This is a genomic window from Pseudomonas sp. D3 (genome assembly GCF_029320995.1).
GTDB lineage: Bacteria > Pseudomonadota > Gammaproteobacteria > Pseudomonadales > Pseudomonadaceae > Aquipseudomonas > Aquipseudomonas paraveronii.
Genome location: NZ_CP119772.1, coordinates 2,589,584 through 2,615,818 on the forward strand (window position 1 = coordinate 2,589,584; position 26,235 = coordinate 2,615,818).

Below are 26,235 nucleotides of genomic sequence, written 5' to 3' on the forward strand. Positions count from 1 at the left end.
CACTCCTATAGGTCCAGCGAAACGCAGGGGCCGCTGCCGCGCGAGACGCAGGGCATCAGAAATTCGGCCTGCTCGGCCGGGCTGAGGAAACTGTCGCGGTGTTCGATGGCGCCGCCTTGATGGCGCGTGATGCACTGGCCGCAGACCCCGCCACGGCACAGGTTGGGCACCTGCAACCCCGCGTGTTCCAAGGCTTCGAGCAGGCTCTGCTCGGCCTCCACGCGCAGGGTGCGGCCACTGCGCAGTAGTTGCAGGTCGAACGGCTGGCCCGGTTGCGCGCCTTTGAACGCCTCGGCGTGCAGCCGATTGCGCGGCCAACCGAGGCGATCGGCGTGTTGCTCGACCGCCTCGATCAAGGATGGCGGGCCACAGGTATAGACGTGGCTGCCCAGCGCCCGGTTGGTGAGGATGCGGCTCAGGTCCGGGCGGCGGTCGTAGGCATGCAGGCGCGGGCCGAGGCGCTGTTGCAACTCATCGAGGTAGGCATCGCTGAGGCCTGGGCGGAACAGGTAATGCAGTTCGAAATCGGCCTGCTGCTGTTCCAGCGCGGCGATATAGGCCATGAACGGCGTGATGCCGATGCCGGCGGCGATCAGGATGTGCCGGCGTGCGGTGCCATGGGGCGCGAACAGATTGGCTGGCGGCGAAATCTGCAAGGTGTCGCCGACCTGTACCTGGCGATGCAAGTACTGCGAACCGCCGCGAGAAGCCTCTTGCAGGCGCACGGCGATGCGGTAGTGGTGCGTGTGCGCCGGGTCGCCGGTCAGCGAGTAGGCGTTGCGCAGCGTGCCCTCGGCCAGCGGCAGATGCACCTGGACGTGGCTGCCGGGCGAGAAAGCGGGCAGGGCGCCGTCGCAGGCGGTCAGGGTGAACTCGCGCACCACGGGCGTGAGCATTCTGGCCGCGCTGACCCGGACCTTGAGGGCGGCGCTCATGGCTGGAACCCCGCATAGGGCTGGTCGGGGTTGCTGCACACGCCGAGGTAAGCGCCCAGGCGCCGGGAAAAATGGGTGCGCACTTCCAGCCCGACGTTGCAGCCGATGCAGTTCAACACCGGCGCTGGGCCTGCGCTCTGGGTCAGCCCGCAATGGGCGCAATACACCTGGCGCAGGCCGGGCGTCGTGCAGGTCATGTGGATCTCGGCGTCTTCCAGGCCAGCGGCGCTGGCCTCAGCGTGAATGCGCCAGACAAAGGCTTCGTCGCCCAACAGGTAGAGCCGACAGCCCACGGTGGCGCTGGCCAATGCCTGTTGCAAGCGCCGGGCAAAGTCGGGTTGTTCGCCGCTCAGCAGCAACGGGTTGTCCAGTTCGATGCCCCCCTGCGTGAAGGCGGTTGCCGATTGCATCACCACGATGGGGCGGTTGTGGGTGTGCGTCATGCGGGCTCTCCAAGGTGCGTTTTGTTTCCTGCTGGGAGAGATACTTTCCTATGAGGAAAATTTTCTCAATCTGGAAAAAGGGCTATGCCTTTGGAGATAAGCCTTGCCGCACCACCGTTCGGGGCATGGAAGTTGCTGGTCTTGCGTTAACGCTCAGCAACCGGACGGGGAGTTATCGAAGAGTGCGAACACGACCGAAGGGCTGGCCGCTCTGGTTGGGGCCTGTGCGCCCCGAACAGGCGCGTAGCGTGCGCAGGCTGTTGGCCGGGTTGCCCCTGCACGCTGACGGTGCCTTGTCGGGTTTTCTGGACCGTTTCGACGCACTGCTGCCCGCCGCCAGGCTCAACCTGATCCTGGGCGGCGAAGACCTCGGCCCGACGCGACGTGGCTTGATCGAGGGCTGCCAGGGCGTGGCGCACTGCCCCTGGCGCGACGCGAGTGCGATGGACACGCCCCAGGCCTGCGGCCCTTGCCGGCAACGGGGGGTGCACCGATTGGTGTGCGCTTTGCCCGAGGGTGAAAAGGGCGCGTTACTGCTCGATACCCCCAGACGGGCCGGTGCCAGTTGGCGTCAGTTGCTGGAGGAAGCGGCGCACGCCGTGGCGGTCACCGTGCGTCTGCGCAGCGACAACCGTGAGCAGCAGCGCAGACAGGCAACGTCGCGTCACGGCGCGCTGGCCCGTGAGTTGCACGATTCGGTGGCGCAGCAGTTGGGTTACCTGGCATTCCAGGCTCACGGCTTGCAGTCACAGTTGGGCGCGCCCGTCCTGCAGGACCTGTGCGCCGGCCTGAGCCAGTTGCAGCGCCAGGTGCGCGAGCTGATCACCAGCGCGCGCCTGACCATGGACGGACGCTCGTTGCGCCAGGCCTTGGCCGACTCGGTCGCGGAGTTTTCGCGGCGCTGCATCATCGTGTTCGAGTTGGACAACCGCCTGGCCGACGATGCCCTGAGCCCGGAAACCGAGTTGCAGATCCTGCAGATCGTGCGCGAGGCCCTGGCCAATGCGGTGCGCCATTCCCACGCGCGGCATGTGCGTATTGAACTGCGCCAGACCCAGGACGGCGATGCCTCGGTGTCGGTGGAGGACGATGGCATCGGCTTGAGCCCGGCGTGCGATGAGCAGAACCATTTCGGCCTGGCAATTATCCGCGAGCGCGCCGCCAGCATCGGCGCGCGGCTGAGCATTGAAGCGATCCGCCCGCACGGCGTGCGCGTGCACCTTGGCCTGCGCCGCCACCACGACCTGCCACACGGGAGTCTCGATGGACTGCACGACCTTATTACTGATCGATGATCACCCGCTGTTTCGCAAAGGCCTGGCGCAACTGTTCGATGCCAGCGACGACTTCGAAGTGGTGGGGCAGGCGGCCAGTGGCCGAGAAGGCATCAACCTGGCCGTGAGCCTGACGCCGCAGCAGGTCTTGCTGGATCTGCACATGCCTGGCCTCAGCGGCCTGCAGGTGCTGGACGAACTGCGCCAATTGCGCCTGGACTGCCAGGTGGTGGTGCTCACGGCGTCGATGGACCGCGCCGAATTGCTCAGCGCCTTGCGCCTGGGCGCCAGCGGTTACGTGCTCAAGGAAACCGAGCCCGAGGCATTGCTGGCGTATATGCGCAACTGCCACAAGGGCGCGATCATGCTCGACTCAAGCCTGATCGCCTTGCTCGCCGACCCGGCCGAGCCCAGGCCACACGGCGAGACGCCGGGCGGTGAGAACCTCACTGAACGCGAAGGCCAGACCCTGGCGCTGATCGCCGCCGGCATGAGCAATAAACAGATCGGCAGGGAGCTGGGGATCAGCGACGGCACGGTGAAAATCTACGTGCGCAGCCTGTTGCAGAAACTCAACCTGCATTCGCGCCTGGAGCTGGCGGCCCGGGTACACAGCGGCGCGTTGCTCAAACACGAGGAGCGTCATTAGATGAGGGAAAGCCCTGACGCTTTGGTACAGACACCGCCCGCGTACCCGATGGATTGTTTTCCCGCCGCCTTGCTGCACCTGCGCGACAACGGCCAGATCGCCCACTTCAACCTGGCCTGGGCCGAGTTGATGGGCGCGCCGGGCGCGGAGCGCAACCTCGTCGACTACGTGCACCAGGAAGACCGCCCGCTGTGGCGCCAGGCCTTGCATGAACTGCGCCGACGCCCCGAGACCTCGTTCAACCAGCGCCTGCGCTTCGTGCATCCGTGCGGCGAGCTGCGCTGGTTCGAGATCAGCCTCAAGCGCGGCCCGCAGGGCTTCTACCTGGTGGCCGGGGATGTCACTGCGCACAAGCGCCGCGAAATCGCCTTGCTAGCCAGCCAGCGCAGCAGCATGAGCTTGCTCGACAGCATGCCAGGGCTGATCTATCGCGGCCGTAACAACCGCGACTGGACCATGGAGTTCGTCAGTGCCGGCTGCCTGCAATTGACCGGCTACCCCGCCGAGCGGCTGGTGGACAACCATGAATTCACCTACAACAGCCTGATCCTGGCCCAGGACGCCGACTACGTGTGGCGCGAGGTGCAATATGCGTTGTCGCGCCATGAACCGTTCGAGCTCAATTACCAGATCCGCTGCGCCGACCAGTCGATCAAGCATGTGTGGGAGAAGGGCGTGGGGATCTATGCCGATACCTGCGAGGTGCTGGGCATCGAGGGGGCGATTTTCGAGCGTAGGATTTAACGGGTAAATGCAGTTAAAAAATGTGGGAGGGGCGGTGCGACGATTCGACTTGCTCCCGATGGCAGTGGATCAGATACAAACAAGCTGACTGACCCACCGCAATCGGGGGCAAGCCCCCTCCCACAAAGTTTTGTGTGTGGCTTAGGCCGGCATGGGCAGGGCGCCCATCTTGCCGTGGCAATACACCAGTGGCCCGGCGTTCTGCTGGGGCACGATGAGGTTCTCAAACTGTGGGAGGGGGCTTGCTCCCGATAGCGGTGGGTCAGCTACAGATAAGTTGACTGTTCCTCCGCTATCGGGAGCAAGTCGAACCGTCGCACCGCCCCTCCCACATGGGTGACTCAATGAGCGCCGGCGGCCTTGTTCAGATCGCTTTCGGCCCACTCGGTGTACACACAGGCATCCGCCGTAGCCCAGCGCACGCGCACCGGGTCGCCGGCCTTGAGCGGCATGCCGGCGGCGGACAATGCCTTGACCGTCATCGAGGTGCCGCCCAGGGTTTTCACGCTGCAGGTCTGGCTTTCGCCGAGGAACAGCACTTCGCCGACGATCGCCGACACCTCATTCCAACCGGCGGCCAGGGGCTGCTCGGCGGCCTGTTCGACGCTCAGCGCCAGGGCTTTTTCCGGGCGCACCATCAGCAGCACATCCTGCTCGGTGCGCAGGCCGCCGGTCAGGCGGATCGACAGGGATTGGCCTTCGAATGATGCCGCCGCGTTGCCCTGGGCCTTGAGCTTGAGGAAGTTGGAGTTGCCGAGGAATGAGGCGACAAATGCGTTCGGCGGGTTCTGGTACAGGTCGAAACCGCTGCCCAGGCCGACGATCTTGCCATGGCTGAAAATCGCGATGCGTTGCGACAGGCGCATCGCTTCTTCCTGGTCGTGGGTCACATAGACGATGGTGATGCCCAGGCGCCGATGCAACTGGCGCAGCTCGTCCTGCAAGTCTTCACGCAGTTTTTTGTCGAGGGCGCCGAGGGGTTCGTCCATCAGTAGGATGCGCGGCTCGTACACCAGCGCCCGGGCGATGGCGACGCGCTGTTGCTGGCCGCCGGACAGTTGCGACGGGCGACGATGGGCGAATTGTTCCAGCTGCACCAGCTTGAGCATGGCGTCGACGCGCTTCTCGCGCTCGGCGCTGGCCAGTTTGCGGATTGCCAGGGGGAAGGCGATGTTGTCGCGTACCGACAGGTGCGGGAACAGCGAGTAGCGTTGGAACACCATGCCGATGTCGCGCTTGTGCGGCGGTACGTTGACCAGCGATTGACCACTCACCAGGATCTCGCCGCTGCTGGGCGTTTCAAAGCCGGCGAGCATCGACAGGGTGGTGCTCTTGCCCGAGCCGCTGGAGCCGAGGAAGGTGAGGAATTCGCCGTCCTTGATGTCCAGCGAAATGTTGTCCACGGCGGCAAATTCGCCATAGTACTTGTTCAGGTTGCGCAGGCTGACCAGGGGTTGGCCCGGGTTCTGCGCGGCATCTTGGATCACTGCACTCATGTTCTGCTCCTGGGCGCTCAAGCGCGGGTTTCTGTGCGCCGGCGAACGGCGGCGGCGATGACCATGACCAGCACCGAGAGGCCGATCAGCAACGTCGAGGCGACGGCGATCACCGGTGTCAGGTCTTGACGCAGGGTGGTCCACATTTTTACGGGAAGGGTTTGCAGGGTCGGGCTGGCCATCATCACGCTGAGCACCACTTCGTCCCATGACACAAGAAAGGCGAACAGCGCACCGGCCACCATCCCCGGACGAATCGCCGGGAAGGTCACCTTGAACACCGCCTGCAGGCGCGACGCACCGCAGATCACCGCCGCGTCTTCAATCGACTGGTCGAACAGCTTCAGCGAGTTGATGATCGAAATGATGGTGAACGGCAACGCGACAATCACGTGGCTGACCACAAAGGCAAACATCGTGCCGGTGTAGCCGAGCTTGAGGAACAGCGCGTACACCGCCACGGCGATGATCACCAGCGGCACGATCATCGGCAGGGTGAACAGGCCGTAGAGCAGCTCGCGGCCGGGGAAGCGCCCGCGCACCAGGGCAAATGCCGTGGGCAGGCCCAGCGCTACGGCGAACACGGTGGTCAGCACGGCGACCTTGAGGCTGGCCAGCGCCGCGTTCATCCAGTCGGCGTTGGAGAAGAACTGGCCGTACCATTTCAGCGTCCAGCCCGGTGGCGGGAACACCAGCCATTGCGACGAGCCGAACGACAGCAGCACGATAAACACGATCGGCAGCAGCAGGAACAGCCCAATCAAACCGGTGGTGGTGTAGAGGCCCAGGCGCATCCTGCGGCTCATGGCATTCGGAGTCAGCAGCATGACGGCTTACCTCGCATTGCTCGCGCCAACCGGGGATTCCGGCTGAAGTTTCAGGTAGAAGTAGAACAGCACCAGCGTGATGAAGATCAGCAACGCGGCACCGGCACTGGCCAGGCCCCAATTGAGGAACGATTGCACCTGCTGGATGATGAACTCGGGCAGCATCATGTTCTGCGCACCGCCGAGCAGCGCCGGGGTGACGTAGTAACCGAGGGACATCACGAACACCATCAACCCGCCGGAAAACAACCCCGGCCGGCACAGCGGCAGGAACACCCGGAAGAAGTTGGTCCACGGGCTCGCGCCGCAGATGGAGCCGGCCTGCAGGATCATCGGGTCGATGGCCTGCATGGTCGCCTGCAACGGCAGCACGATGAACGGGATCATGATGTAGCTCATGCCGATCACCACGCCGGTGAGGTTATGCACCATCTCCAGGGGCACATCGATGATGCCCAGGGCCATCAGCGCCTTGTTGATGACCCCGGAGGCTTGCAGCAATACCAGCCAGGAATAGGTGCGGGCCAGCAGGCTGGTCCACATCGACAGCAGCACGATATTCAAGATCCAGCGGCCCCAGCCGCGTGGCACCAGGGTAATCGCCCAGGCCAGCGGGAAGCCCAGCAACAGGCTGAACAGGGTCACCAGGCCCGCCACCGAAAAGGTGTTGAGCATTACCCGGGCGTAGGCCGAGTTGGCGAACAACTGTTCATAGTTGCCCAGGCCCGGCACCGGTTCCAGTACACCGCGCAGCAACAGCCCGATCAGCGGTGCGAGGAAGAACAGGCCGAGGAACAGCAGGGCCGGGATCAGGTTGCCCGCCCCCCGCCAGCGCTGGGCCAGGGACGGCGATACGGCGTTGCTGCAAACCGCGCCGGCAGCGCCGAGGGCGCTCCCGGTCGGTGTGGCTGCCGTCATTTTCATTTGACTAGCCATTCATTCCACCGTGTCGCAATGGCCGAACCGTTCTTGGCCCAGTAGGCGAAATCGAGGGTGATCTGGTCCTTGGCATACGCCGTCGGCAGGTTGGACGCCAGGACTGAATCCAGGCGCTGCACGCTGTCGATATTCACCGGTGCATAGGCGGTCAGGTTGGAGAAATCGGCCTGGCCCTTGGCGCTGCTGGCACTGGCCAGGAACTTCATCGCGGCGGCTTTGTTTTTGGTGCCCTTAGGCACGACGAGGATGTCGGCCATGACCAGGTTCTGCTTCCAGCTGACGCCCACCGGTGCGCCATCTTCCTGCAGGGCGTGGATGCGACCGTTCCAGAACTGGCCCATGCTGACTTCGCCGGAGGCCAGCAATTGCTGCGACTGCGCACCACCGCCCCACCAGACGATGTCTTTTTTGATGGTGTCGAGTTTCTTGAAGGCGCGGTCCAGGTCCAGGGGGTAGAGCTTGTCGGCCGGTACGCCGTCGGCCAGCAGGGCCAGTTCGAGCACGCCAGGGCTGGGCCATTTGTAGAGGGCGCGTTTGCCGGGGTAGGTCTTGGTGTCGAACAGCGCGGTCCAATCCTGGGGTTTGCCGGCGCCGAGTTTGCTTTCGTTGTAGCCCAGCACAAAGGAGAAGAAGAACGAGCCGACGCCATGGTCGGAGACGAAGCGTGGGTCGATCTTGTCACGCTGGATTACCGAGAAGTCCAGGGGTTCGAGCAGGCCTTCGGCGGCGGCGCGCAAGGCGAAGTCGGCCTCGACATCCACCACGTCCCACTGCACGTTGCCGCTTTCGACCATGGCCTTGAGCTTGCCGTAGTCGGTCGGGCCGTCCTGTACAACGGTGATGCCGCTGGCCTTGCTGAAAGGGTCGGCCCACGCCTGCTTCTGCGCATCCTGGGTGCTACCGCCCCAGCTCACGAAATTCACGCTTTCGGCCGCCAGGGCCGCGTGAGTGGCCGTAGCCAATAAACCCGCGAACAGCACAGCGGTTGCACGTTTGTTCAACACCATTTTCACGCCCTCATTTGTTTTGTTATTGAGCGGGCTTGGTAATGCCCGCCTATCGGGAGCAGTAGGTCCATCGGAGCCTCTAATCGAGACCCAAAAGGCGACCGTGCCAAGGGCTGTTATTGGTGCTGTCCCTGGCGGGCGCACTTGGCGAAAGCGTTCGGTCTATGGAATATCATATTATGGTATTCCAAACTTTGTGCAAGCATTTTGCCTTACCGGTTATCCGTCATTCGGTGAAGGGAATGCTCTCGACCACCTCCAGGTCGTAGCCGGTCAGCCCGGCGTATTTCAGGGGCGGGCCGAGGTGACGCAACTTGCCGACGCCCAGATCCTGCAATATCTGCGCCCCGGTGCCGACTTCCGAATAAATCCGCGACTGCGAACGGTGGAACTGGCGCGGTGCCTGGGTCAGTTGCGGTACGCGCTCCAGCAGCGCCTGGGACGATTCATGATTGGCCAGCACCACCACCACGCCACGGCCTTCGGCGGCGACGCGTTGCAGGGCGGCCCACAGCGTCCAGTTGGACGGACCGCTGTACTCGGCGCCGACCAGATCGCGCAGCGGGTCGATCACATGCACGCGCACCAGCGTAGGTTCATCGCGGCGCAATGGGCCCATCACCATGGCCATGTGTACGCCACCGTCGATGCGGTCTTCAAAGGTAATCAGGCGGAACGTGCCATGCACCGTGGGCAGGTCGCGTTCGCCAATGCGCACCACGGTGCGTTCGGTGCTGAGGCGGTAGTGAATCAGGTCGGCGATAGTGCCAATCTTGATCCCATGCTTGCGCGCGAAGATCTCCAGGTCAGGCCGGCGGGCCATGGTGCCGTCGTCGTTCATCACTTCGACGATCACCGAGGCCGGTGTATGCCCGGCCAGGCGGGCCAGGTCACAGCCGGCTTCGGTGTGGCCGGCGCGAGTCAGCACGCCGCCATCTTTGGCGCGCAACGGAAAGATATGCCCCGGCTGCACGATATCGGCAGGCCCCGCGTTGACGTCCACGGCCGCCGCCACCGTGCGTGCGCGGTCGGCGGCAGAGATACCGGTGGTCACACCGCTGGCCGCTTCGATGGACACGGTAAACGCGGTGCTGAACGCGCTGCCATTGCTCGGCACCATCTGCTCCAGGCCCAGGCGCTGGCAGTGTTCGTCGGTGAGGGTCAGGCAGATCAGGCCACGGGCTTCGCGGGCCATGAAACTGATAGTCTCGGCGGTGCAGCACGCTGCAGGCAGCAGCAGGTCGCCTTCGTTTTCCCGATCTTCGTCGTCCACCAGGAGCACCATCTTGCCTTGGCGGTAGTCTTCGATGATGTCTGCGATGCTGTTGAAGGACATGTTGGGTGCTCGACTTGTTGGTTGTATGTATTATGGTATACCACAAAATCAGGCGAGAGAATGTCACGATGAAGGCCTATTGGATTGCCCATGTAGATGTGTCCGATGCAGAGCAGTACACGCAGTACACCCAGCGCGCCCCGGCGGCGTTTGCGAAGTTTGGCGGGCGGTTTCTGGCCCGGGGCGGGCGCAGCGAAGCGATGGAAGGCGGGCCGGCACGGCAGCGTAACGTGGTGATTGAGTTCGATAGCTACGAGCAGGCGGTGGCGTGTTACGAATCCGCCGAATATCAGGCGGCGAAGGCCCACCGTGAGGGCGTGGGGCAGGCGCAGATCATCATCGTGGAAGGGCTGGCACCCTAGTTTTTTCAAGTGTAAATCGATTCAAATGTGGGAGGGGGCTTGCTCCCGATAGCGGTGTGTCAGCCAACGGCGATGTTGAATATGCCATTGCCATCGGGGGCAAGCCCCCTCCCACATTGGGTTCGGTGGTGTGGAGTAGGCTGCGTTGCAGCGCCCTGGTTTCGGGGATGAGCAGGGCTGATTCGTGGCTGAATAAACGCGCTTCAAACTGTGGGAGGGGGCTTGCTCCCGATAGCGGTGTGTCAGCCAACGACGATGTTGAATGTGCCATTGCAATCGGGGGCAAGCCCCCTCCCACATTGGGTTCGGTGGTGTGGATTAGGCTGCGTTGCAGCGCCCTGGTTTCGACGATGAGCAGGGCTGATTCGTGGCTGAATAAACGCGCTTCAAACTGTGGGAGGGGGCTTGCTCCCGATAGCGGTGTGTCAGCCAACGACGATGTTGAATGTGCCATTGCCATCGGGGGCAAGCTGAACTGGCCTAATGATTTTGGACACTTCAATCGGGCGCTATGATGGCGCCCAAATCTGAGGTGTTTGGATATGCGTAAATCTTATTCGAGTGAGTTCAAACTCAAGGCGGCCAGCATGGTGCTGGACGAGGGGCAGTCGGTTCCCGACGTCTGTGCCAGTCTGGATATTGGCCCGACTGCGTTGCGCCGCTGGGTCGATCAGGTTCGCAAAGAGCGGCTGGGCTCGACTCCGATTGGCGCCAAGGCTATTACCGCCGATCAACGAGAGATTCAGCAGCTCAAAGCGTTACTCAGGCAAAAAGACCTGGACATCGAAATCCTAAAAAAGGCCAGTGCTCTCTTGCTGTTGGACGCCAAAGATCATTCACGTTGATCTGTGAGCTGGACGAGCAGTACGGCGTTAACAATTGCTGTCGGGCGTTCGGTGTTAACCGCAGCAGCTTTTACGCCTGGCGTCAGCGCCAAGGCAAGGTGAAACCTGAGCGGGAAAAGCTCAAAGCCGCCCTGGTCGAGCATCACAAGGAGTCCAGAGCATCTGCTGGATCGCGCACTTTAGCTAAGGAACTGCAAGCCAAGGGGCATCGCGTCGGGCGGTACATGGCGCGCAGCCTGATGCGTGAAGCGGGCGTCATCAGTCGTCAACGCCGGCGGCATAAGTACAAATCATCCGGCGTGGAAGCGCTGGTAGCGCCGCATGTGCTCAAGCGCCAGTTTGATGTCACAGCGATCAACCAGGTGTGGTGTGGCGATGTGACGTATATCAAAGTCGGCAAGCGCTGGATGTATTTCGCGGCAGTTCTGGATCTGTTCGCTCGCCGGATTGTGGGGTGGTCGTTTTCGATGATTTCCGATGCCACGCTGACCTGCGAAGCGTTGCGAATGGCGGTCGAGTTGCGAGGCCGTCCAAAAGAGGTGCTGTTTCACTCCGACCAAGGCTGTCAGTACACCAGCCACAAATTCAGGAATGAAATGCGCAAGCATGGACTCCTGCAAAGCATGAGTCGCAAAGGTGAGTGCTGGGACAACGCCCCGATGGAGCGTTTCTTTGGGAGCCTTAAATCAGAATGGGTACCAGAAGATGGCTACAGCTCAGAGCATGAAGCCCGAGTGGATTTGCAGCGTTATTTGATGCGTTACAACAACGTCAGGCTCCACAGCTACAACGGCTACCGGTCGCCGGTAGCTATGGAGAAACTGGCGGCGTGAAACCTTAACTGGTGTCCAAAATTAGTTGACCAGTTCAGCTTGCCCCCGATGGCGGTGGATCAGTTACAAACAAGCGGACTGACCCACCGCTATCGGGGGCAAGCCCCCTCCCACCTTTTTGACCGCGCTCGGCTTCCAGTACCAGGTCAGCTATAGGGCCGCCTCGCCAATATCAAAAGCCAAATGAGATCTATCTGATCCATGGAGATCCAAATGTGGGAGGGGGCTTGCCCCCGATGGCGGTGGATCAGTTACAAACAAGCGGACTGACCCACCGCCATCGGGGGCAAGCCCCCTCCCAGAGGGGAATTCCTTCTACCTAGGGGTCTTCACAAAGCCGGGTTTTAGCCCGAATACCTCGACGCCCTGCGGCGTCGATTGCCCGGTGGTCACGGTCACACGTTCTACCGGCTTGTCCATCGCCGGCCGATATTCGACCGTCATGTCCGGCTGGATCGCCTGGCTCGGGATCACGATCGCCTGTGCATTGTTGTAAGTGACGATGGTCAGTCGCGCGCTCATCCCCAGCCGCACCCGCTGCAATTGCTGCGGGGTCAGCTTGGGGATCGATAGAGTTACCGGAAACTGCGCGCTGCCCTGGGTATCACCGGTAATCGCCAAGCCGCTGACCACACTCACCGAGCCGTTCAGCCGCTCGCCGTCGAAGCCATCGCCCATCACTTCCACCGCCTGGCCCTGGTGCAGTTGGTTGATGTCCAGCTCGGAGACTTTGGCGATGATTTTCAGCCGTTCGATATTGGCCAGGCCGAACAGCACCTGGCCCTGGCTGACCTTGCTGCCGGCCTGCACCGGGGCGTTGGTGTTGCCAGCGCCTTGTGCCGCGTTGCCGCTTCCGGGCGCGGGCACCACGATGCCGGAGAAGGGCGCCTTGACCTCCTTGCCTTCGAGCTGCTGATACAGGGCGTCGTACTTTACCGTGGCATTGGTCAGCTCCATATCCGCGATCTGTCGGTATTCGCCTTTGCCTTGCTCCAGTGCATGTTGCAGTTCATCGCGTGCGGCGATCAGGTCCAGCTGTTGTTGCTGGGTCTGTTGCTTGAGGTCGTCCAGTTCGTTGCGCGGGATGATGCCGCGCTGAAACAGGTTTTCGCTTTCGGTGAGTTTGCGCTGGGTGTTGCCGGCGCTCATTTGCGCGGTGCGCAGGCTGCGGCGCGCACGGCTGACGGTGGGGCTGTTGTCCCAGTCCTGCATGTCCTGCACGGTGCGCCGGGCCTTGAGTTGCGCGGAGAGCGCATCGCGCAGTTGCACTTCGAGCAGGGCCGGGTCCATGCGCAGCAACACTTGCCCGGCGTCGACCCGCTGGCCTTGCTCCACCAGGTTAGCCTGCACATTGCCGTCGAACGGCGCGGTGAGGATGAGGGTAGTGTCGGGCTCGATTTTGCCCACCAGGCCGATCTGGTGCACCAGCGCGTCAGGCTTCACCGCCAGCCACTGCTCGGTCGTGTTCAGCGGTTCGGCGGCGCTGCGATGGCTTTGCACGGCAATTCCCGCGCCCGCCAGCAGCACGATCAATCCAGCCGCCAGCAGGCGTTTTTGGTTAGTAGTCATTGAGGGCGATTTCCCAGCTTTCCAGCGTCATGCCCAGGGTCAGATCGAGCTGGGTCTGGGCGTTCAAATAAGCGATCAGCGCATTGAGGCGCGCGTTTTCGGCGTTGCGCAGGTCGGTTTCGAAACTCAGCACCTGGAAGTTGGTGGAGCGCCCGGCGCTGAGCTTTTCGCGCTCGATCTCGATCTTGCGCCGCGACAACTCCACGGCGCGCTGGGAGATTTCATACTGGCGCCAGCGCGTGCCGAGGTCGCGTACCACGTTGTTCACGCTGCGTTCCAGTTCCTGGCGGGCGTCGGTGATGCGGATGGCCTGATCCTCCACATTTACCCGCGCCCGCACTTCGGCCTGGTGCGTGCTGATGTCGCCGATCGGGATTTGCACCTGCACCCCGGCGTAGCTGTCCCAACTGCGGTTGTTGCCGCTGCCGGCGTCGTTGTTGTAGTTGTCGCGTAACTGGTTCGCCCCGGCCACCAAGTCCACTTGCCAGCGCCCGGAGTCTTTGGCGATCACCAGGTTGAGGTCGGCCTGCTGGCTGCCGAGCAGGGCGGCGAGGTATTCCGGTTGCTGGTTCTGCGCCAGGTTGAACGCCTCGCGCTTGTCGACCTGCATGGGCTTGGCCTCCAGGGCCTCGGTGGCGCGGATCGGTGTCGACAGGTCGAGGGCCAGCAGGCGCAGCAAGGCCAGGCGGTTGCTGTCGAGTTGGTTCTGCGCTTCTTCCACGCCCAGTTGCTGGGTGGCGATGTCGGCTTCGGTCTGCACGATCTCGAACTCGGCCATGCGCCCGGCGCTGATCAGCGCCTTGTTCACGTCCAGTAAGGTGCCGGAGCGTTTCAGTGCGTCCTGGACGATGTTCAGTTGCTCCTGGGCGCGCAGCAATTCGCGGTAGGTGGCGATGATCTGGCTGATGGTTTGCGCCACGGTGGCCTTGAGGTTCAGGCGGTTGGCCTGCTCCGACAGGCGCGACAGGCGCAGCGGCGCGGTGGTCGCATCCCAGCCAGCGCCGCGCATCAGCGGTTGGATGAGCGCCAGGTCGAGGCCGTCGCTGCGGTAGCGACCGGCACGGTTGGCGTTATTCAGTTGCTGGGTCCAGGCCATGCTCAGGCGCGTGCCGTACTCACCCAGCAAGCTGGTGGCCGGTGCCACGTTGGCATTGCGTGCGTTGTCGGCGGAGCCGCGGGTGCTGCGGTAATAGCTATTGAGGCTGAGCTTGGGGTTGAACACGTCTTCGGCCACGCGCAGGTCGAACTTCTGCGCGACCCGCTGCAGGTAGGCGCTGCGAATCGCCGGGTTGTTGCGCAGGCCCAGGTATACCGCGTCGCCCAGGGTGAGGGCGGTGACCTGGGCATTCAGCGAGACGCCGCGATCGTAGCCACTGCGCGTGGTGCTGGGCGCTGCGGGGCGGATCACCACGTCGGCGGCGATACTCGGCAGGCTGAACAGGGCCAGGAGCAGCAGCAGGCGTTTATTCATCGCGCAACGCCTCCACCGGCTGCAACCGCGAGGCCGAGACCGCCGGGTAAATGCCAAAGAACAAGCCCACCAGCAATGTGCTGCCCACCCCCAGGGGTAGGGCGGCGACCGCCAGGGCAAAGGCCCAGCCCGACAGCCAGGCATAGAGCCAGGCGGCGGTCATGCCGAGCACCGCGCCGCACAGCGCACCGACGGCGGTAAGGGTGATGGCTTCGAGCAGGAACAGGTTGCGAATATCCCGTTGGCGCGCGCCGAGGGCCATGCGAATGCCGATCTCGCGGCGACGTTCGGAGACGTTCATCAGCATCACGTTCATCACCCCGACACCGCCGCCCACCAGGGAGATTGCGCCCAGTGCCAGCAGCAGGTAGGCGAAGGTGCGGGTTTGTCGGGTCATGCCGTCGATCATTTGCTGGGGCACCGTGATGTCGACGGTGTGCTCGGTCAATTGGCGTTGCAGCGCGGCAGCGGCGTCCCGTGCGATGCGTTCCATGTCCTGCCCTGGCGCGGCGCGGATGATCACGTTGCCGATTTGCGGGCTGGCGTAGATGCGGCGCATGCCGTCGGCGGGAATGAACAGCGATTCGTTGGCTTGCACCGGCATCAGCATCGCCCGGGGCTGGTTGTGCAGGATGCCAACCACCAGGAACAGGTAGTCGTTGATGCGCACGCGGTCGCCCAGTTTCAGCGGCTCACCGGGGGCACCAAGGGCTTGGGCGATCTGGTCACCGATCACGCCGTAGGTTTCATTGGCGTCGAACGCCGACAGGTAGCGCCCCTCGTGCAGCACCAGGCGCAGGGCGGCCGGGATATCCGGCGTGCTGCCGACGAAGTTGGCGTTGACACTGCGGCCGTGGAACACGACGGGGCCGCTGAACAGGCTCAGCGCGCCGATGTGCGCGATCCCGGGCACGGCCTGGCGCACGGCGTCGAGGTCGAGGCGCGAGCGCATCGGTGCGCGGCTGTCGCCTTTGGGCGGAAACTGCGCGATCAGGGTGTCGGTGCCCATTTCCTTGAAAATCAGCGCGGCGTCCACCGCCGCGTTATGGCCGATATTGATCAGCGCCACCACCGACGAACTGCCGATCACGATGCCCAGCAGCGCGAGGATCGAGCGTTTACCCAGGGTGCGCAGGCTGACGAATGCTTCATGCAGCAATTGGCTCAGGCTCTGCTCGACGCGCAGGCTCATGGGCGGCCGGCCTCGTGCACCACGCCGTTACGCACCAGGATTTTGCGCTCCAGGCGCTCGGCGATGTGCGCGTCGTGGGTGACGATGATCAGCGTGACCTGTTGCTCGCGGTTCAGCGCCAGGAGCAGGTCCATGATGTCCTGGGCGGTGCTGCTGTCGAGGTTGCCGGTGGGTTCGTCGGCCAGGATGACCGAGGGCTTGCCCACCAGCGCACGTGCAATCGCCACACGCTGGCGCTGGCCGCCGGAGAGGTCGGCGGGGCGGTGGTGGGCGCGCTCGGCCAGGCCGACCTGCTCGAGCATACGCAGCGCCTGTTCCACCGACTCATGGCGCGACACCCCGCGATAACTCAGAGGCAGGGCGACGTTGTCCAGGGCACTGAGGCGCGGCAGCAGGTTGAAACTCTGGAATACGAAGCCGATCTGCTGGTTGCGGATTGCCGCCAGTTCATCGGGGCTGGCACTGAAAATATCGTGGCCGGCAAAGCGGTACTGGCCGCCGTCGGGCAAGTCCAGCAGGCCGAGGATGTTGAGCAGGGTACTTTTGCCGGAGCCGGAGGCGCCGAGAATGCCGCAACTGTCGCCGCGGGCGATGGACAGGCACACATCATTGAGGATGGACAGGTGCTGACCGGCGAGCTGATAGCTTTTGCCGATGCCTTGCAGGGAGATCAAGCCTGGGTGCGCGGGGGTGTCTGTCATCATGACTACGCCTGCAGTCTCGACGCCGTCGTGCCGCCCCGGTAAAAATTTGTAACAAGTTCGGGGGTTGCCTGGAACGCGTCACGGACTGGTTTGATTTCTTGTTTTTAAAATATTGTTTGAATACTAACCGCGTTCAACCAGCTCCGCCAGCCATCGTTGTAGAGGGTTTTTACCCTTTGAAATAAATGCACCGGCGGCGAAATCGACGGCTCAAAAACCCGTTGGCGAGCTTCAACGAGCCGGGCTGCAAGGGCTTGCGATGCTATGGTGGCGTGTCACTGCTTGCTTTCGAACGATGGCCCCGGTATAAAAAATCAAATTTATTTTTAAAACAATATTTCCCGCGTGGAACTTTTATGGTCGTGAAGAAAGTCAGCTCTCCAAACATTACCAAGACTCGATTGCTGGATGCGACAGAGGCTCTCTTCATCAAATATGGTTATGACGCCGTTTTGTTACGGCAGATTACCGAACGTGCCCAGGTGAACCTGGCCGCCGTGAACTATCACTTCGGGGACAAGGATTCCCTGATGAAAACCCTGCTGATGCAGCGCCTTGAGCCGCTCAACGAGCAGCGCCTGGAATTGCTGGCACGCTGTGAAGCCGAATCCGACGGCCCCCTCGATTGCGACACGCTGCTCGGCGTACTGTTCGCTCCGGCCATGGGCCTGGAGCGCAGTGATCCGGCGAGCGGGGAAGGGCGTTCGTTCATTCGTTTCCTCGGGCGGGTCTACAGCGATACGTCGCCGTTTATCCAGGAATACCTCAAGGTGCATTACCAGCCGGTGTTCCAGCGCTTCTTCGAAGCCTTCGCCCTGGCCTTGCCGGACTTGCCGCGCAACGAACTGGGGGTACGCCTGCAGTTTGCCCTGAAGGCAATTTCCGGCGTGATGGCCGGTACCGAACTGCGCCTGTTGATGAACTCCATGAGCCTGGGCCGCCCGGCCACGGATGCCGAAGTGATGGCCAAGTTGATCACGCTGGTCTCGGCGGCGATTCGCGTGCCGCAGCAAAGCCCTGAGGCGCAAACGGCGTTGGCCAAGGTGCTCGACACCCAGCGCGCGATTCGCGAGCAAGCGACAGCGCCCGTCGGCAAGGCGGCGCGCTAGCCCGAATCCGGGGCAAAAAAAAGCCCGCTGGGGCGGCGGGCTTGATGTGCAACGTTTGTAACGGATGAGGCTTCACCCTACGGCTCGCCATGTGAATAAATCGTGAAAAATATGTAAGAGAAAGTGTGAAAGTGTTGTCGCGGGTAAACGCGTTAAAACCCCTGAGGATTAGATCTTCCAATGGCCAGCGCTTTTGGCCAACCGCTGGCGCATCTCATCCACATTCGCCGCCAATTGCACGGTCAACAACCGATACCCATCCAATGCACTGTAGACCGGCGCATCCAATGTCGGCTCGCTGGCAACGGCTTGGCTCGGCCGCTCCAACCGGGGTGTCACGCCAGACCTCAGCGCTCGCGCCATCCCCACCAATTGCACCCGAATCTGCCGGTGCTCGGCTTTCAACATCACCTGCATCCGCGCCATCGCCTGTTCGTCGCGAGGGTCCGGCCGGGTGTTGCCAAGAATCTCCAGGGTGCTGATGCACATGCGCAAATGCCGCTGGATCGTGTCCAGTTCGGTCATGGAGATCCGCACCTCCTTGGACACCGAGGGCATCAACGAACGCAATTGCAGCATCGCCGTATTCACGCGGCTGAGCAGTTTGAGGTGTTCGTCGTCGGTGACCGATTGGCCGCTGATGATGCGGCTATAAATCGCGGCACAGTCGCGCAAGGCGCTGGCCAGGTTGTAGCGCCAGGAGTACACGGCATACAGCGGCAGAGCGAAGGAAAACGCCAGGGCCAACGCAATACCGATCAGGATGTCGACCGTGCGCCACAACCCGTCCGACAGCGGATTGTCGCCATGCCCGGCGACGATAAACACGGTGATCGCCGACAACAACGCGGTGTACCCGCCCTTGCCGATGGCGTGATAGGAGAAGAACCCGCACACCACCGACATTAACAAGTAGGTCAACAGCGGCTGCCCCACATACGCCTCCTGCACCACCAGCAGCAAACCGACGCTGGCGCCGATCAGCGTACCGTAGGCGCGCTCCATGGCTTTCTTGCCGATATTGCCGTGGTGCTGCAGGCCGCCGATCACCACCAGCATGGTCACCGACGCCCACTCGCCGTGGGGCAGGTTGATGCCGGTGGTCAGCAGGATCGTCGCCAGCAAGCCGATGGACACGCGCACGGCGTGGATCAGCTTGGCGTGGCGATAGCGGCGGTAAGGGTCGAGCAGCGGGCGCAGTAAGCGCCGCGCAAACACAGGCAAATGCAGGTTAATCAACGGCAAGCCGTCCTCTAGAAAATGTAGTCAGTGGTCAAGAAGTTCGAGTCGCGGTTGCGCAGGATCTCGCTGAGCAGCGCCTTGTTATTGTCCTGGAACTTGGTCGCCACCAGGGTGCGGATCGAGAACACGCGCAAGGCGTCATGTACCGACAGCGTGCCTTCGGCCGAGTTCTTGCGGCCGTTGAAGGGGAACGCGTCCGGGCCACGCTGGCACTGGGCGTTGATATTGATGCGGCCGACCTGGTTGGCAAAGGCGTCCACCAGCCGTCCGATTTCGGCCGGGTCGGTGCCGAACAGGCTCAGTTGCTGGCCGAAATCCGAGTCCAGTACGTAATTGATCACTGTTTCCAGGTCACGGTAGGGCACGATCGGCACCACCGGGCCGAACTGTTCCTCGTGGTACACGCGCATCTGCGGGTTTACCGGGTACAGCACCGCCGGGTAGAAAAATGTACCGCGACTGACGCCGCCATTGGCATTCATCACGCGGGCGCCGTGTTGGGCCGCATCGGCCACCAGCGCGTTGAGGTAATCGACCTTGCCGGCTTCCGGCAGCGGCGTCAGTGCCACGCCGTCTTCCCACGGCATGCCGGGCTTCAATGTCGCCAACTTGGCGTTGAATTTCTGGATGAAGCTGTCGACCACGTCTTCATGCACAAACAGGATTTTCAACGCGGTGCAGCGCTGGCCGTTGAACGACAGTGAGCCGGTGACGGCTTCGCTGACGGCATTGTCCAGGTCGACCTGGGGCAGCACGATGCCTGGGTTCTTCGCGTCCAGGCCCAGCGCAGCACGCAGGCGGTGCGGACGTGGGTGCAGTTTTTTCAGGTCGCTGGCGGCCTTGTTGGTGCCGATGAACGCGAAAATATCGATCTTGCCGCTGGCCATCAGTGCGCTGACGGTTTCGCGGCCGCTGCCATAGATCACGTTGATCACCCCGGCCGGGAAGCTGTCGCGGAACGCTTCCAGCAGCGGGCGGATCAACAGCACGCCGAGCTTGGCCGGCTTGAATACCACGGTGTTGCCCATGATCAGCGCCGGGATCAGCGTGGTAAACGTCTCGTTCAACGGGTAGTTATAAGGCCCCATGCACAGCGCCACGCCCATCGGTACGCGGCGGATCTGGCCGAGCGTGTCCTGTTCCAGCTCGAAGCGGCTGCTGCGACGGTCGAGTTCCTTGAGGGCATTGATGGTGTCGGTGATGTAGTCGCAGGTGCGGTCGAACTCTTTCTGCGAGTCCTTGAGGTTTTTGCCGATTTCCCACATCAGCAGCTTGACCACCGCATCACGCTGTTCGCGCATGCGCCGCAAAAACGCTTCGACGTGCCGGATGCGGTCAACCACGCGCATTGTCGGCCATTCACCCTGGCCACGGTCATAGGCGCGCACGGCGGCGTCGAGGGCGGTGAGGGCGGTGTCGGCATCCAGCAGCGGCGTGCTGCCGATGTTCACGCGTTCGTCCCCCAGTTGCACCGGGCTGAGGACCTGGGCCAAGGGGCCGTTCCAGACCTGCAACTGGCCGTCGACCAGGTAATCACGCTGTTCGATGGGCGCGGCCAGGCGAAATTGCTCGGGAATATCGGCGGCACGGGTGGGAAACAGTTGGGCGAGCAGGTTATCGGTGGTCATGTTGCTACCCCTGGAATAGTTGCAAAACATGACTAGAGAGTCACCCAACAACGGGTTCTGTGGCAAGGCTTGCGCGCTTTCTTGTACGCACGGCGGCGCGTGGCGGGTAAACTGCGCGGCTTACTTGAAGGAGTTCACATGAGTCAGTACCAGCCGGGCATTCTTGCCGCACCGGTGCCTTTGCAGGCACGCCATCTGTTTTTTGCCGTGGACTCCCTGGCCGCTGTCCCTGCCGCGTTGGACGCACTGGTGCAGTGGGCGGATTCGGCGGCAGTGGTCGGCCTGGGTGAGCCGCTGGTCAACGCACTGGGCGCGCAGATTGAAGGGCTGCGCGCCTTTCCTGCCGTCAGCGGGCCGGGCGCGCATAACCCCTCCACCCAGCAGGCGTTGTGGGTGTGGCTGCATGGCGTGGATCGCGGTGAATTGCTCTTGCGTAGCCGTGCGCTCGAGAAAGCCCTGGCCCCGGCGTTCCGCCTGGTGCAGTCGACCGAAGGCTTCCGCTACAAGAGCGGTTTTGACCTGACCGATTACGAAGACGGCACCGAAAACCCCCACGACGATGCCGCCGTCGAAGCCGCACTGACCGACAGCGGCGCCAGCTTCGCCGCGATCCAGCAATGGCAGCACGACCTCGATGGTTTCGCCGCGTTGCCTGCCCAGGAACGCGACCACATCATCGGTCGCCGCCATGGCGACAACGAAGAACTGGAAGATGCGCCCGAATCCGCCCACACCAAACGCACCGCCCAGGAAAGCTTCACCCCGGAAGCGTTTGTGGTCCGCCGCTCGATGCCGTGGGCGGAAAACGGCCAGGCCGGCTTGATGTTCCTCGCGTTCGGGCATTCCTTCGATGCGTTTGAAGCACAACTGCGCCGCATGAGTGGGTTGGAAGACGGTATCGTCGACGGCCTGTACCGCATCAGCACACCGTTGACCGGCGGCTATTACTGGTGCCCGCCGCTCAAGGACGGGCGCCTGGACCTCAGCACCGTGTTGATGTAATCACGCCTCAGGCCTGGCACTTGCCTGCGTCGGCGATTCTGTCGGTCGCGGGCTGGCACTGGCTGTACCTGATCAATGTGCCGCTGGGGTTGCTGGCGCCGATGTTGGGCCTACGCACATTGCCGGTCATTTCCATGGCTGCGCATACCTTCGATCGCCTTGCAGGTCCCTGGCCAGCGGCCTGCGGTTGTTGCCTTATGACAAAAAGGTTTAATGGATCGTTGTAAAAAGCCATTCGAGAAGGCTACGGTGGCGACCTGAATATTTCGGGATGTTTCAGATTTATGTCAAGCCAGGCCCAACGCACTGCCGACATTACCTCCCGCCGCGCCGCGCTGACCTTGGCTTTATGCCTACCCAGTGATGTGTTGCTTTATCTGCTGCTGCCTATGGAATCCCAGGCGTTCGGTATCACGTTGGCCCAGGCCGGGGTGCTGCTGGCGGCCAACCGACTGGTGCGGATTTTCGGTTACCGGCATGTGCTTAATTTCTATGCCCGCCACGGCGATCGTCTGACCTGCATGATCGCCGCCGGTGCCGCGATGCTGTGTGCCCTGGGTAACTCGATGCTGTCGGGCTTCGCTGCATTGTTGGGGTTGCGGCTGGTCTGGGGCCTGTGTTTTGCGGCGTTGAACCTGTCGACCCAAGTGCTGGCGACCGCCGAGCCGACGGGCGCCGCGCGCCGGGCGGGGCGCTCGCGGGCATTGATCGCCCTCGGGCCGATGCTTGCATTGCCACTCGGGGGCTGGCTGACCTTATCGGTCGGGCCGCGTCCGATCTTTCTGATTCTCGCCGCGTGCTGCCTGCTGGGCTTGTGGATGGCGCGGGGGTTGCCTACTGTCGGCCACGATTTGCACAGCAGTCCGGGGCGCCGTTTCAAGTGGCCCGACAGTGTCGCGCTGTGGTCGTTTATCGAAGGTGTGGCGCTGGATGGGCTGTTTATCTTTGGCCTGTCGATCCAGGCACAGAAACTCCTCGGTGGCGACGCAGTGTTGATCGCCGGTGGCTTGATGGCTTTGCGTTATGTCTCGGAAATGCTCTTGAGCCCGTTGGGCGGTCGCGCGGCGCAACGCTTCGGTGCAACGTCGATGCTGTTGCTGTTTTCATTCCTGAGCGCGTTGGCCCTGGCGGCTTTCGGCAGTTATTGGGTGATCGTCGGCGCGGCTGCAGTGCTGGTGTTGCGGGCGTTGCAATTGCCCCTGGTGACGACCTTGGTGGCCGAGCGCAACCCCGGTTCGATGCGCGTGTCGGCATTGGCCTCCAACGCGGTGTGGCGCGATATTGGCGCCGGCCTCGGGCCGCTGCTGGCGGGGCTGTTACTGCCGGTCGCCGCAGCTCCTTGGGTGTTTGGCCTGGCGGGCGCAGCGATAGCCGTCAGCGCCGTGTTTTGCTGGCGGGCAAAGCGTTCCAACTGACAATGAGAGGTAGAGTGTGAGCCGACAAGAAGACTTCGTGCGCGTGCTGGATGACGCCTACCGACACTGGACCGGCCAGGGCTTGCCGGCCCCCGAGCATCTGGACGCACAGCAACGCCTGAGCTGGCTGCACGCTGATGCGCCCTACAGCCTGCTGGCCCATGACGGCGCGGCGGACCCGCGGTTTACCTACGCCAATGCGTGCGCCCTGCAGTGCTTCAAATACCCGCGCGAGACCTTCATCGGCATGCCGTCACGCTTCAGTGCGTCGGAACTTGACCGCGCCGCGCGCCAGGTATTGCTGGAGCACGTCAGCGCCAACGGCATCGCCGATGGCTACAGCGGCTGGCGGGTGGATGCGCATCAGCAGCCGTTCATGATCCATGCCGGTGTGGTGTGGACGTTGCTCGATGCCGCCGGCCTGCCGTGTGGGCAGGCGGCGCTGTTCTGGCCGGATGCGCAGCGCATTGGGGTGTTGGCTTAAGCGCCTTTGAAACTGACCAGCCAGGACGGGTCGAAACGGGTTTGCTCGGTATCGAGCCCCAACGCTTGCATCTTCGCCTTATGTGCCTCGATCTCGCCGACCAACTGCGCCTGGGCGCTGGAGTTGGCGTCCAGCTCATGCATCTGCGTCAACCCTAGGTGATAGAAACGCAGGACCTTGAGCGCCATCGGGTCATTGGCCTGCACGCGGTCGGTGACCTTGTGCATCACGTTGGTCACGCGCATCAGGTTGCGCTTGAGCTGCCAGCCATACACCGCCGGCGCCAGCCATGGCTGGGTCCAGAACGGGCCGCGTACCAGGGCGAGGGTGATCAACACCCCGGCAAACACCCCACCCACGTTGTAGCGAAAGTTGTCGCCGCCAGCTTCGCCGAACAGCATCACCGCCAGGCTCGACAACAGCATCGCCAGGGCCACGAACAACACAGCCACGATTAACGTACTGCGGCGGGTCTGCTGGCGGTAGGTGATGGGGTCGCAGGGTTTGAGCTCGAACATCCGGGGGGAATCTCCTTGGCGTTTGTAGGGGATAGAGCAGGGCGGCATCTTCTCATGCTTGACGACGCGGTGTGCGCTAAACAAGTTGAACGATGGTTGATGCGGCGTTCTCTAAATCGGTGTAGGCCACAATCCCCATGGGGTCTAACGCCTTTTTAACCAGACAGAAACACGCAATCCGCTCTGCTTCACTTCATCTGAAAAGCTCAATTGGATGCGTGCTCCGGTACGATCCGCGATCGCCATGACGATGGATAAACCCAGCCCGGAACCCGTTTCGTCGGTACCCAGGCTGCGGTAAAACGGGTCGAATACTAGAAGTTGTTCCGCAACGCTGATGCCCGGCCCCGAATCCTTGATTTCGATAATGACTGTCCCCCGATCCAATCCGACCTTAAGGTCGACACGGCCACCAGAAGGGGTATAGCGAATGGCGTTGTCGACCAGGTTCTTGAGGAGGATGAACAGGTCCATCTCGTTGATGATGATCTGAACATCCATGAGACTTTCAACACCGATATCAATGTTCTTGTGCTCTGCCAATGGCAGCAAGTTCTCCAGCACCCGGCGAAAAACGGCATGTATGGATACCGATGCTTGTGGTCGCTCGGTAATCGATTGTGCGGCTGCCAAGGCCAGCAGTTGTTCGATCAGTTTTCTGCTGCGCTCGATCCCCTGAGCCAATGGCAAAAAGCGTTCTGCGGCGTCGGCTGACATTTGCGTAGCCTTCAATCGCTCCGCTTGGAGTGACAGCGCCGTCATTGGCGATCGTAATTCGTGGGCTGCGTCGGCAATGAAACGCCGTTGTGCTTCCATGGCCTGCTCGACGCGCTTGAGCAATCGATTGATCGCCACAACGAAAGGCCGGATCTCCGTCGGCAGGTGACTCTCGTTGATAGGATGCAACGCCTGTTTATCGCGCTGATCGATTTCTGCCGAAAGCGTCGCGATCGGACGGAACAGCTTGCGCACCAAGTCGCCCACCACCACCAGCAGCACCGGAAAGAGAATGAGGAAGGGCAAAAGACTGCGCCACGCGCTTTCGCGTGCTTCCTTGTCGCGCACGTCTGCTTCTTGGGCTACCGCGATACGTCGGCCTTCAGCAGTGGTTCTGACCAGTACCCGAAACTGTTCGCCCGCGATGGTCAACGTCGATAAACCATCGGCCAGCGTTGTGGGAAAGGGCAGGGGTATGACGGCGTCGTTATTGCCGCTCGCTTTCTCGCTGTCGGCCAGGTATTGCACGATGACCTTGGCGTCGTCGTCGTCGCTGACGATCGGGTCTGCGCTGGGATACTGCAGCGTCATGTGCTGTCGATCAAACAATGCCCCTACTTGACGTAGGACGTCGTCCTGCATTTCGTGCGCCTCATCGAAGGCGGAGACAAACGCGAATGCACCGGCCAGGACGGCGACGATCAGGATGGCGAGTGACAGCGTTATAGAGAGCCTTAACTGTACCGAGTCCCTCAAGCGCCTTTTGAAACCATCCATCCCATACCCCTGACGTTTTTAATGACGTGGCTGCCCAGCTTGCGTCTCAATGAATGGATAAGAAACTCTACTGCGTTGCTTTCCACTTCATTGCCCCAGCCGTAAATACGGTCCTCGAGTTCGCTGCGAGACAGAATGGCGCCAGGCCTTATCAAAAGTGCCTGCAATAGCGCGAATTCTCGACTGGAGAGTTGCACGTCGGTGGTTTCGGCGGTGGTTGCTTGCTTAGAGACGAGATTTAACGACACCGTTCCGTTATTCAGTACCGATTGAGCATTACCGCCCCGGCGGCGCAATACCGCGCGCATGCGCGCCAACAACTCGGCCATCGGGAACGGTTTGAGCAAGAAGTCATCAGCGCCGCCATCGAGGCCACGCAAGCGATCGTCGAGGTCATCCCGTGCGGTGATAATGATCAATGGAACGGGGTTGTTACGCGCACGAATGGCGTCCAGCACATCAAGCCCGTCTTTGCCGGGAAGACCCAGGTCGAGCAGCACCAGATCATAGGTCTGGGTGTCCAGAGCCGCCAAGGCGGTGAGGCCGTTTTTCACCCAGTCGGTGGCGTAGCTCGCATCGTTGAGCGCACCCTCGATGGCATCACCAATCATCAGGTCATTTTCGACCAGTAAAGTCCGCATGCACGCTCCGGCAGAAAAAGGCGCGACGCTCACAACCATCGCCGCTGTATTGAAGCACTTGAACCGGTGTTTGTCC

At 62.2% G+C, this 26,235-nt stretch carries 26 protein-coding genes and 2 pseudogenes; 11 read left to right on the top strand and 17 right to left on the bottom strand.

The window, feature by feature from the left end; all coding sequences use genetic code 11:
* Positions 1-5: 5 nt before the first annotated feature.
* Both P3S72_RS11935 and P3S72_RS11940 read right to left on the bottom strand, forming a co-directional pair.
* On the bottom strand, positions 6-935 hold the full coding sequence (locus tag P3S72_RS11935; RefSeq protein ID WP_276197483.1) for a PDR/VanB family oxidoreductase: 930 nt from the start codon (positions 933-935) through the stop codon (positions 6-8).
* Positions 932-1,378 (bottom strand): dimethylamine monooxygenase subunit DmmA family protein, encoded by a 447-nt coding sequence (locus P3S72_RS11940; protein WP_276197484.1) that lies wholly within the window; start codon positions 1,376-1,378, stop codon positions 932-934. The genes P3S72_RS11935 and P3S72_RS11940 overlap by 4 nt, the downstream gene beginning before the upstream one ends.
* Positions 1,379-1,560: 182 nt before the next feature.
* Between P3S72_RS11940 and P3S72_RS11945 the strand changes: the two genes are divergently transcribed.
* Genes P3S72_RS11945 through P3S72_RS11955 form a run of 3 tightly spaced genes read left to right on the top strand, consistent with a single transcriptional unit; the run spans position 1,561 to position 4,045 of the window.
* Positions 1,561-2,673, top strand: coding sequence for an ATP-binding protein (locus P3S72_RS11945; RefSeq protein ID WP_276197485.1), 1,113 nt, complete (start codon positions 1,561-1,563; stop codon positions 2,671-2,673).
* Positions 2,642-3,301, top strand: a complete 660-nt coding sequence (locus P3S72_RS11950; protein WP_276197486.1) for a response regulator — start codon at positions 2,642-2,644, stop codon at positions 3,299-3,301. The genes P3S72_RS11945 and P3S72_RS11950 overlap by 32 nt, the downstream gene beginning before the upstream one ends.
* Positions 3,302-4,045 carry a PAS domain-containing protein gene (locus tag P3S72_RS11955; protein WP_276197487.1) on the top strand — a complete coding sequence of 248 codons (744 nt, stop codon included), beginning with the start codon at positions 3,302-3,304 and terminating at the stop codon, positions 4,043-4,045.
* A gap of 141 nt (positions 4,046-4,186) precedes the next feature.
* On the opposite strand, the pseudogene P3S72_RS11960 reads toward P3S72_RS11955, so the two are convergent.
* The 6 genes and pseudogenes from P3S72_RS11960 to ribBA form a co-directional block, all read right to left on the bottom strand.
* Positions 4,187-4,267 (bottom strand): annotated as a pseudogene (locus P3S72_RS11960) (flavin reductase); the annotation flags it as partial.
* A 119-nt stretch (positions 4,268-4,386) separates the two neighbouring features.
* Positions 4,387-5,541 (bottom strand): ABC transporter ATP-binding protein, encoded by a 1,155-nt coding sequence (locus tag P3S72_RS11965; protein ID WP_276197488.1) that lies wholly within the window; start codon positions 5,539-5,541, stop codon positions 4,387-4,389.
* Positions 5,542-5,558: 17 nt separating this feature from the next.
* On the bottom strand, positions 5,559-6,368 hold the full coding sequence (locus tag P3S72_RS11970) for an ABC transporter permease (protein ID WP_247406707.1): 810 nt from the start codon (positions 6,366-6,368) through the stop codon (positions 5,559-5,561).
* Positions 6,369-6,374: 6 nt separating this feature from the next.
* On the bottom strand, positions 6,375-7,292 hold the full coding sequence (locus P3S72_RS11975) for an ABC transporter permease (RefSeq protein ID WP_276197489.1): 918 nt from the start codon (positions 7,290-7,292) through the stop codon (positions 6,375-6,377).
* Entirely contained in the window at positions 7,289-8,314 is a 1,026-nt protein-coding gene (locus P3S72_RS11980) for an ABC transporter substrate-binding protein (RefSeq protein ID WP_247408482.1), read from the bottom strand. The genes P3S72_RS11975 and P3S72_RS11980 overlap by 4 nt, the downstream gene beginning before the upstream one ends.
* Before the next feature lie 226 nt (positions 8,315-8,540).
* A complete protein-coding gene (ribBA, locus tag P3S72_RS11985) occupies positions 8,541-9,650 on the bottom strand; it encodes a bifunctional 3,4-dihydroxy-2-butanone-4-phosphate synthase/GTP cyclohydrolase II (protein WP_276197490.1) in 1,110 nt (369 codons plus the stop codon).
* Between the two features lie 68 nt (positions 9,651-9,718).
* On the opposite strand from ribBA, the gene P3S72_RS11990 reads away from it, so the two are divergent.
* The 3 genes from P3S72_RS11990 to P3S72_RS12000 all read left to right on the top strand — a co-directional run bounded on the left by P3S72_RS11990 (position 9,719) and on the right by P3S72_RS12000 (position 11,690).
* Complete coding sequence (locus tag P3S72_RS11990) at positions 9,719-10,012, top strand: DUF1330 domain-containing protein (protein ID WP_247407894.1); 294 nt, start codon at positions 9,719-9,721, stop codon at positions 10,010-10,012.
* A 542-nt stretch (positions 10,013-10,554) separates the two neighbouring features.
* The gene (locus P3S72_RS11995; RefSeq protein ID WP_276193552.1) at positions 10,555-10,857 is read left to right on the top strand and encodes a transposase; all 303 of its coding nucleotides are present in this window, start codon (positions 10,555-10,557) and stop codon (positions 10,855-10,857) included.
* Positions 10,854-11,690, top strand: a complete 837-nt coding sequence (locus tag P3S72_RS12000; protein WP_276193551.1) for an IS3 family transposase — start codon at positions 10,854-10,856, stop codon at positions 11,688-11,690. Before P3S72_RS11995 ends, P3S72_RS12000 begins: the two co-directional genes overlap by 4 nt.
* 315 nt (positions 11,691-12,005) lie before the next feature.
* On the opposite strand, the gene P3S72_RS12005 is transcribed toward P3S72_RS12000, so the two are convergent.
* The 4 genes from P3S72_RS12005 to P3S72_RS12020 are packed head-to-tail and all read right to left on the bottom strand — an operon-like array spanning position 12,006 to position 16,626.
* The gene (locus P3S72_RS12005) at positions 12,006-13,259 is read right to left on the bottom strand and encodes an HlyD family efflux transporter periplasmic adaptor subunit (RefSeq protein WP_276197491.1); all 1,254 of its coding nucleotides are present in this window, start codon (positions 13,257-13,259) and stop codon (positions 12,006-12,008) included.
* Complete coding sequence (locus P3S72_RS12010) at positions 13,249-14,730, bottom strand: TolC family protein (RefSeq protein WP_276197492.1); 1,482 nt, start codon at positions 14,728-14,730, stop codon at positions 13,249-13,251. Before P3S72_RS12010 ends, P3S72_RS12005 begins: the two co-directional genes overlap by 11 nt.
* Positions 14,723-15,922: an ABC transporter permease gene (locus tag P3S72_RS12015; protein WP_276197493.1), complete on the bottom strand. Its 1,200-nt coding sequence runs from the start codon at positions 15,920-15,922 to the stop codon at positions 14,723-14,725. The genes P3S72_RS12010 and P3S72_RS12015 overlap by 8 nt, the downstream gene beginning before the upstream one ends.
* On the bottom strand, positions 15,919-16,626 hold the full coding sequence (locus P3S72_RS12020) for an ABC transporter ATP-binding protein (RefSeq protein WP_276197494.1): 708 nt from the start codon (positions 16,624-16,626) through the stop codon (positions 15,919-15,921). Before P3S72_RS12020 ends, P3S72_RS12015 begins: the two co-directional genes overlap by 4 nt.
* Before the next feature lie 356 nt (positions 16,627-16,982).
* Here P3S72_RS12020 and P3S72_RS12025 point away from each other — a divergent pair, with 356 nt between their 5' ends.
* The gene (locus P3S72_RS12025; RefSeq protein ID WP_247406090.1) at positions 16,983-17,735 is read left to right on the top strand and encodes a TetR/AcrR family transcriptional regulator; all 753 of its coding nucleotides are present in this window, start codon (positions 16,983-16,985) and stop codon (positions 17,733-17,735) included.
* 168 nt (positions 17,736-17,903) lie between these two features.
* Here the strand turns inward: P3S72_RS12025 and P3S72_RS12030 are convergent, their stop codons facing one another.
* Complete coding sequence (locus P3S72_RS12030) at positions 17,904-18,965, bottom strand: FUSC family protein (protein ID WP_276197926.1); 1,062 nt, start codon at positions 18,963-18,965, stop codon at positions 17,904-17,906.
* 23 nt (positions 18,966-18,988) lie between these two features.
* Positions 18,989-20,605 (bottom strand): NADP-dependent glyceraldehyde-3-phosphate dehydrogenase, encoded by a 1,617-nt coding sequence (locus P3S72_RS12035; protein WP_276197495.1) that lies wholly within the window; start codon positions 20,603-20,605, stop codon positions 18,989-18,991.
* 138 nt (positions 20,606-20,743) lie between these two features.
* Here P3S72_RS12035 and P3S72_RS12040 point away from each other — a divergent pair, with 138 nt between their 5' ends.
* The 4 genes and pseudogenes from P3S72_RS12040 to P3S72_RS12055 all read left to right on the top strand — a co-directional run bounded on the left by P3S72_RS12040 (position 20,744) and on the right by P3S72_RS12055 (position 23,506).
* Positions 20,744-21,607, top strand: coding sequence for a Dyp-type peroxidase (locus P3S72_RS12040; protein WP_276197496.1), 864 nt, complete (start codon positions 20,744-20,746; stop codon positions 21,605-21,607).
* Between the two features lie 26 nt (positions 21,608-21,633).
* Positions 21,634-21,771 (top strand): annotated as a pseudogene (locus tag P3S72_RS12045) (MFS transporter); the annotation flags it as partial.
* A gap of 120 nt (positions 21,772-21,891) precedes the next feature.
* On the top strand, positions 21,892-23,022 hold the full coding sequence (locus P3S72_RS12050; RefSeq protein WP_276197497.1) for an MFS transporter: 1,131 nt from the start codon (positions 21,892-21,894) through the stop codon (positions 23,020-23,022).
* A gap of 16 nt (positions 23,023-23,038) precedes the next feature.
* Positions 23,039-23,506 carry an MEKHLA domain-containing protein gene (locus tag P3S72_RS12055; protein ID WP_276197498.1) on the top strand — a complete coding sequence of 156 codons (468 nt, stop codon included), beginning with the start codon at positions 23,039-23,041 and terminating at the stop codon, positions 23,504-23,506.
* Here the strand turns inward: P3S72_RS12055 and P3S72_RS12060 are convergent.
* The 3 genes from P3S72_RS12060 to P3S72_RS12070 all read right to left on the bottom strand — a co-directional run bounded on the left by P3S72_RS12060 (position 23,503) and on the right by P3S72_RS12070 (position 26,159).
* On the bottom strand, positions 23,503-24,024 hold the full coding sequence (locus P3S72_RS12060) for a DUF3087 domain-containing protein (RefSeq protein ID WP_276197499.1): 522 nt from the start codon (positions 24,022-24,024) through the stop codon (positions 23,503-23,505). The genes P3S72_RS12055 and P3S72_RS12060 overlap by 4 nt on opposite strands.
* A gap of 144 nt (positions 24,025-24,168) precedes the next feature.
* Positions 24,169-25,518, bottom strand: coding sequence for an ATP-binding protein (locus P3S72_RS12065; RefSeq protein ID WP_276197501.1), 1,350 nt, complete (start codon positions 25,516-25,518; stop codon positions 24,169-24,171).
* Positions 25,494-26,159, bottom strand: coding sequence for a response regulator transcription factor (locus P3S72_RS12070; RefSeq protein ID WP_276197502.1), 666 nt, complete (start codon positions 26,157-26,159; stop codon positions 25,494-25,496). Before P3S72_RS12070 ends, P3S72_RS12065 begins: the two co-directional genes overlap by 25 nt.
* Positions 26,160-26,235 lie beyond the last annotated feature (76 nt).

Bases quoted from the DNA above. Each gene is read 5' to 3' on its own strand.
- P3S72_RS11935 (WP_276197483.1), bottom strand. From the start codon at position 935: ATGAGCGCCGCCCTCAAGGTCCGGGTCAGCGCGGCCAGAATGCTCACG.
- P3S72_RS11940 (WP_276197484.1), bottom strand. From the start codon at position 1,378: ATGACGCACACCCACAACCGCCCCATCGTGGTGATGCAATCGGCAACC.
- P3S72_RS11950 (WP_276197486.1), top strand. From the start codon at position 2,642: ATGGACTGCACGACCTTATTACTGATCGATGATCACCCGCTGTTTCGC.
- P3S72_RS11955 (WP_276197487.1), top strand. From the start codon at position 3,302: ATGAGGGAAAGCCCTGACGCTTTGGTACAGACACCGCCCGCGTACCCG.
- P3S72_RS11965 (WP_276197488.1), bottom strand. From the start codon at position 5,541: ATGAGTGCAGTGATCCAAGATGCCGCGCAGAACCCGGGCCAACCCCTG.
- P3S72_RS11970 (WP_247406707.1), bottom strand. From the start codon at position 6,368: ATGCTGCTGACTCCGAATGCCATGAGCCGCAGGATGCGCCTGGGCCTC.
- P3S72_RS11975 (WP_276197489.1), bottom strand. From the start codon at position 7,292: ATGAAAATGACGGCAGCCACACCGACCGGGAGCGCCCTCGGCGCTGCC.
- P3S72_RS11980 (WP_247408482.1), bottom strand. From the start codon at position 8,314: ATGGTGTTGAACAAACGTGCAACCGCTGTGCTGTTCGCGGGTTTATTG.
- ribBA (WP_276197490.1), bottom strand. From the start codon at position 9,650: ATGTCCTTCAACAGCATCGCAGACATCATCGAAGACTACCGCCAAGGC.
- P3S72_RS11990 (WP_247407894.1), top strand. From the start codon at position 9,719: ATGAAGGCCTATTGGATTGCCCATGTAGATGTGTCCGATGCAGAGCAG.
- P3S72_RS11995 (WP_276193552.1), top strand. From the start codon at position 10,555: ATGCGTAAATCTTATTCGAGTGAGTTCAAACTCAAGGCGGCCAGCATG.
- P3S72_RS12005 (WP_276197491.1), bottom strand. From the start codon at position 13,259: ATGACTACTAACCAAAAACGCCTGCTGGCGGCTGGATTGATCGTGCTG.
- P3S72_RS12010 (WP_276197492.1), bottom strand. From the start codon at position 14,730: ATGAATAAACGCCTGCTGCTGCTCCTGGCCCTGTTCAGCCTGCCGAGT.
- P3S72_RS12015 (WP_276197493.1), bottom strand. From the start codon at position 15,922: ATGAGCCTGCGCGTCGAGCAGAGCCTGAGCCAATTGCTGCATGAAGCA.
- P3S72_RS12020 (WP_276197494.1), bottom strand. From the start codon at position 16,626: ATGATGACAGACACCCCCGCGCACCCAGGCTTGATCTCCCTGCAAGGC.
- P3S72_RS12025 (WP_247406090.1), top strand. From the start codon at position 16,983: ATGGTCGTGAAGAAAGTCAGCTCTCCAAACATTACCAAGACTCGATTG.
- P3S72_RS12035 (WP_276197495.1), bottom strand. From the start codon at position 20,605: ATGACCACCGATAACCTGCTCGCCCAACTGTTTCCCACCCGTGCCGCC.
- P3S72_RS12040 (WP_276197496.1), top strand. From the start codon at position 20,744: ATGAGTCAGTACCAGCCGGGCATTCTTGCCGCACCGGTGCCTTTGCAG.
- P3S72_RS12050 (WP_276197497.1), top strand. From the start codon at position 21,892: ATGTCAAGCCAGGCCCAACGCACTGCCGACATTACCTCCCGCCGCGCC.
- P3S72_RS12060 (WP_276197499.1), bottom strand. From the start codon at position 24,024: ATGTTCGAGCTCAAACCCTGCGACCCCATCACCTACCGCCAGCAGACC.
- P3S72_RS12065 (WP_276197501.1), bottom strand. From the start codon at position 25,518: ATGGATGGTTTCAAAAGGCGCTTGAGGGACTCGGTACAGTTAAGGCTC.
- P3S72_RS12070 (WP_276197502.1), bottom strand. From the start codon at position 26,159: ATGCGGACTTTACTGGTCGAAAATGACCTGATGATTGGTGATGCCATC.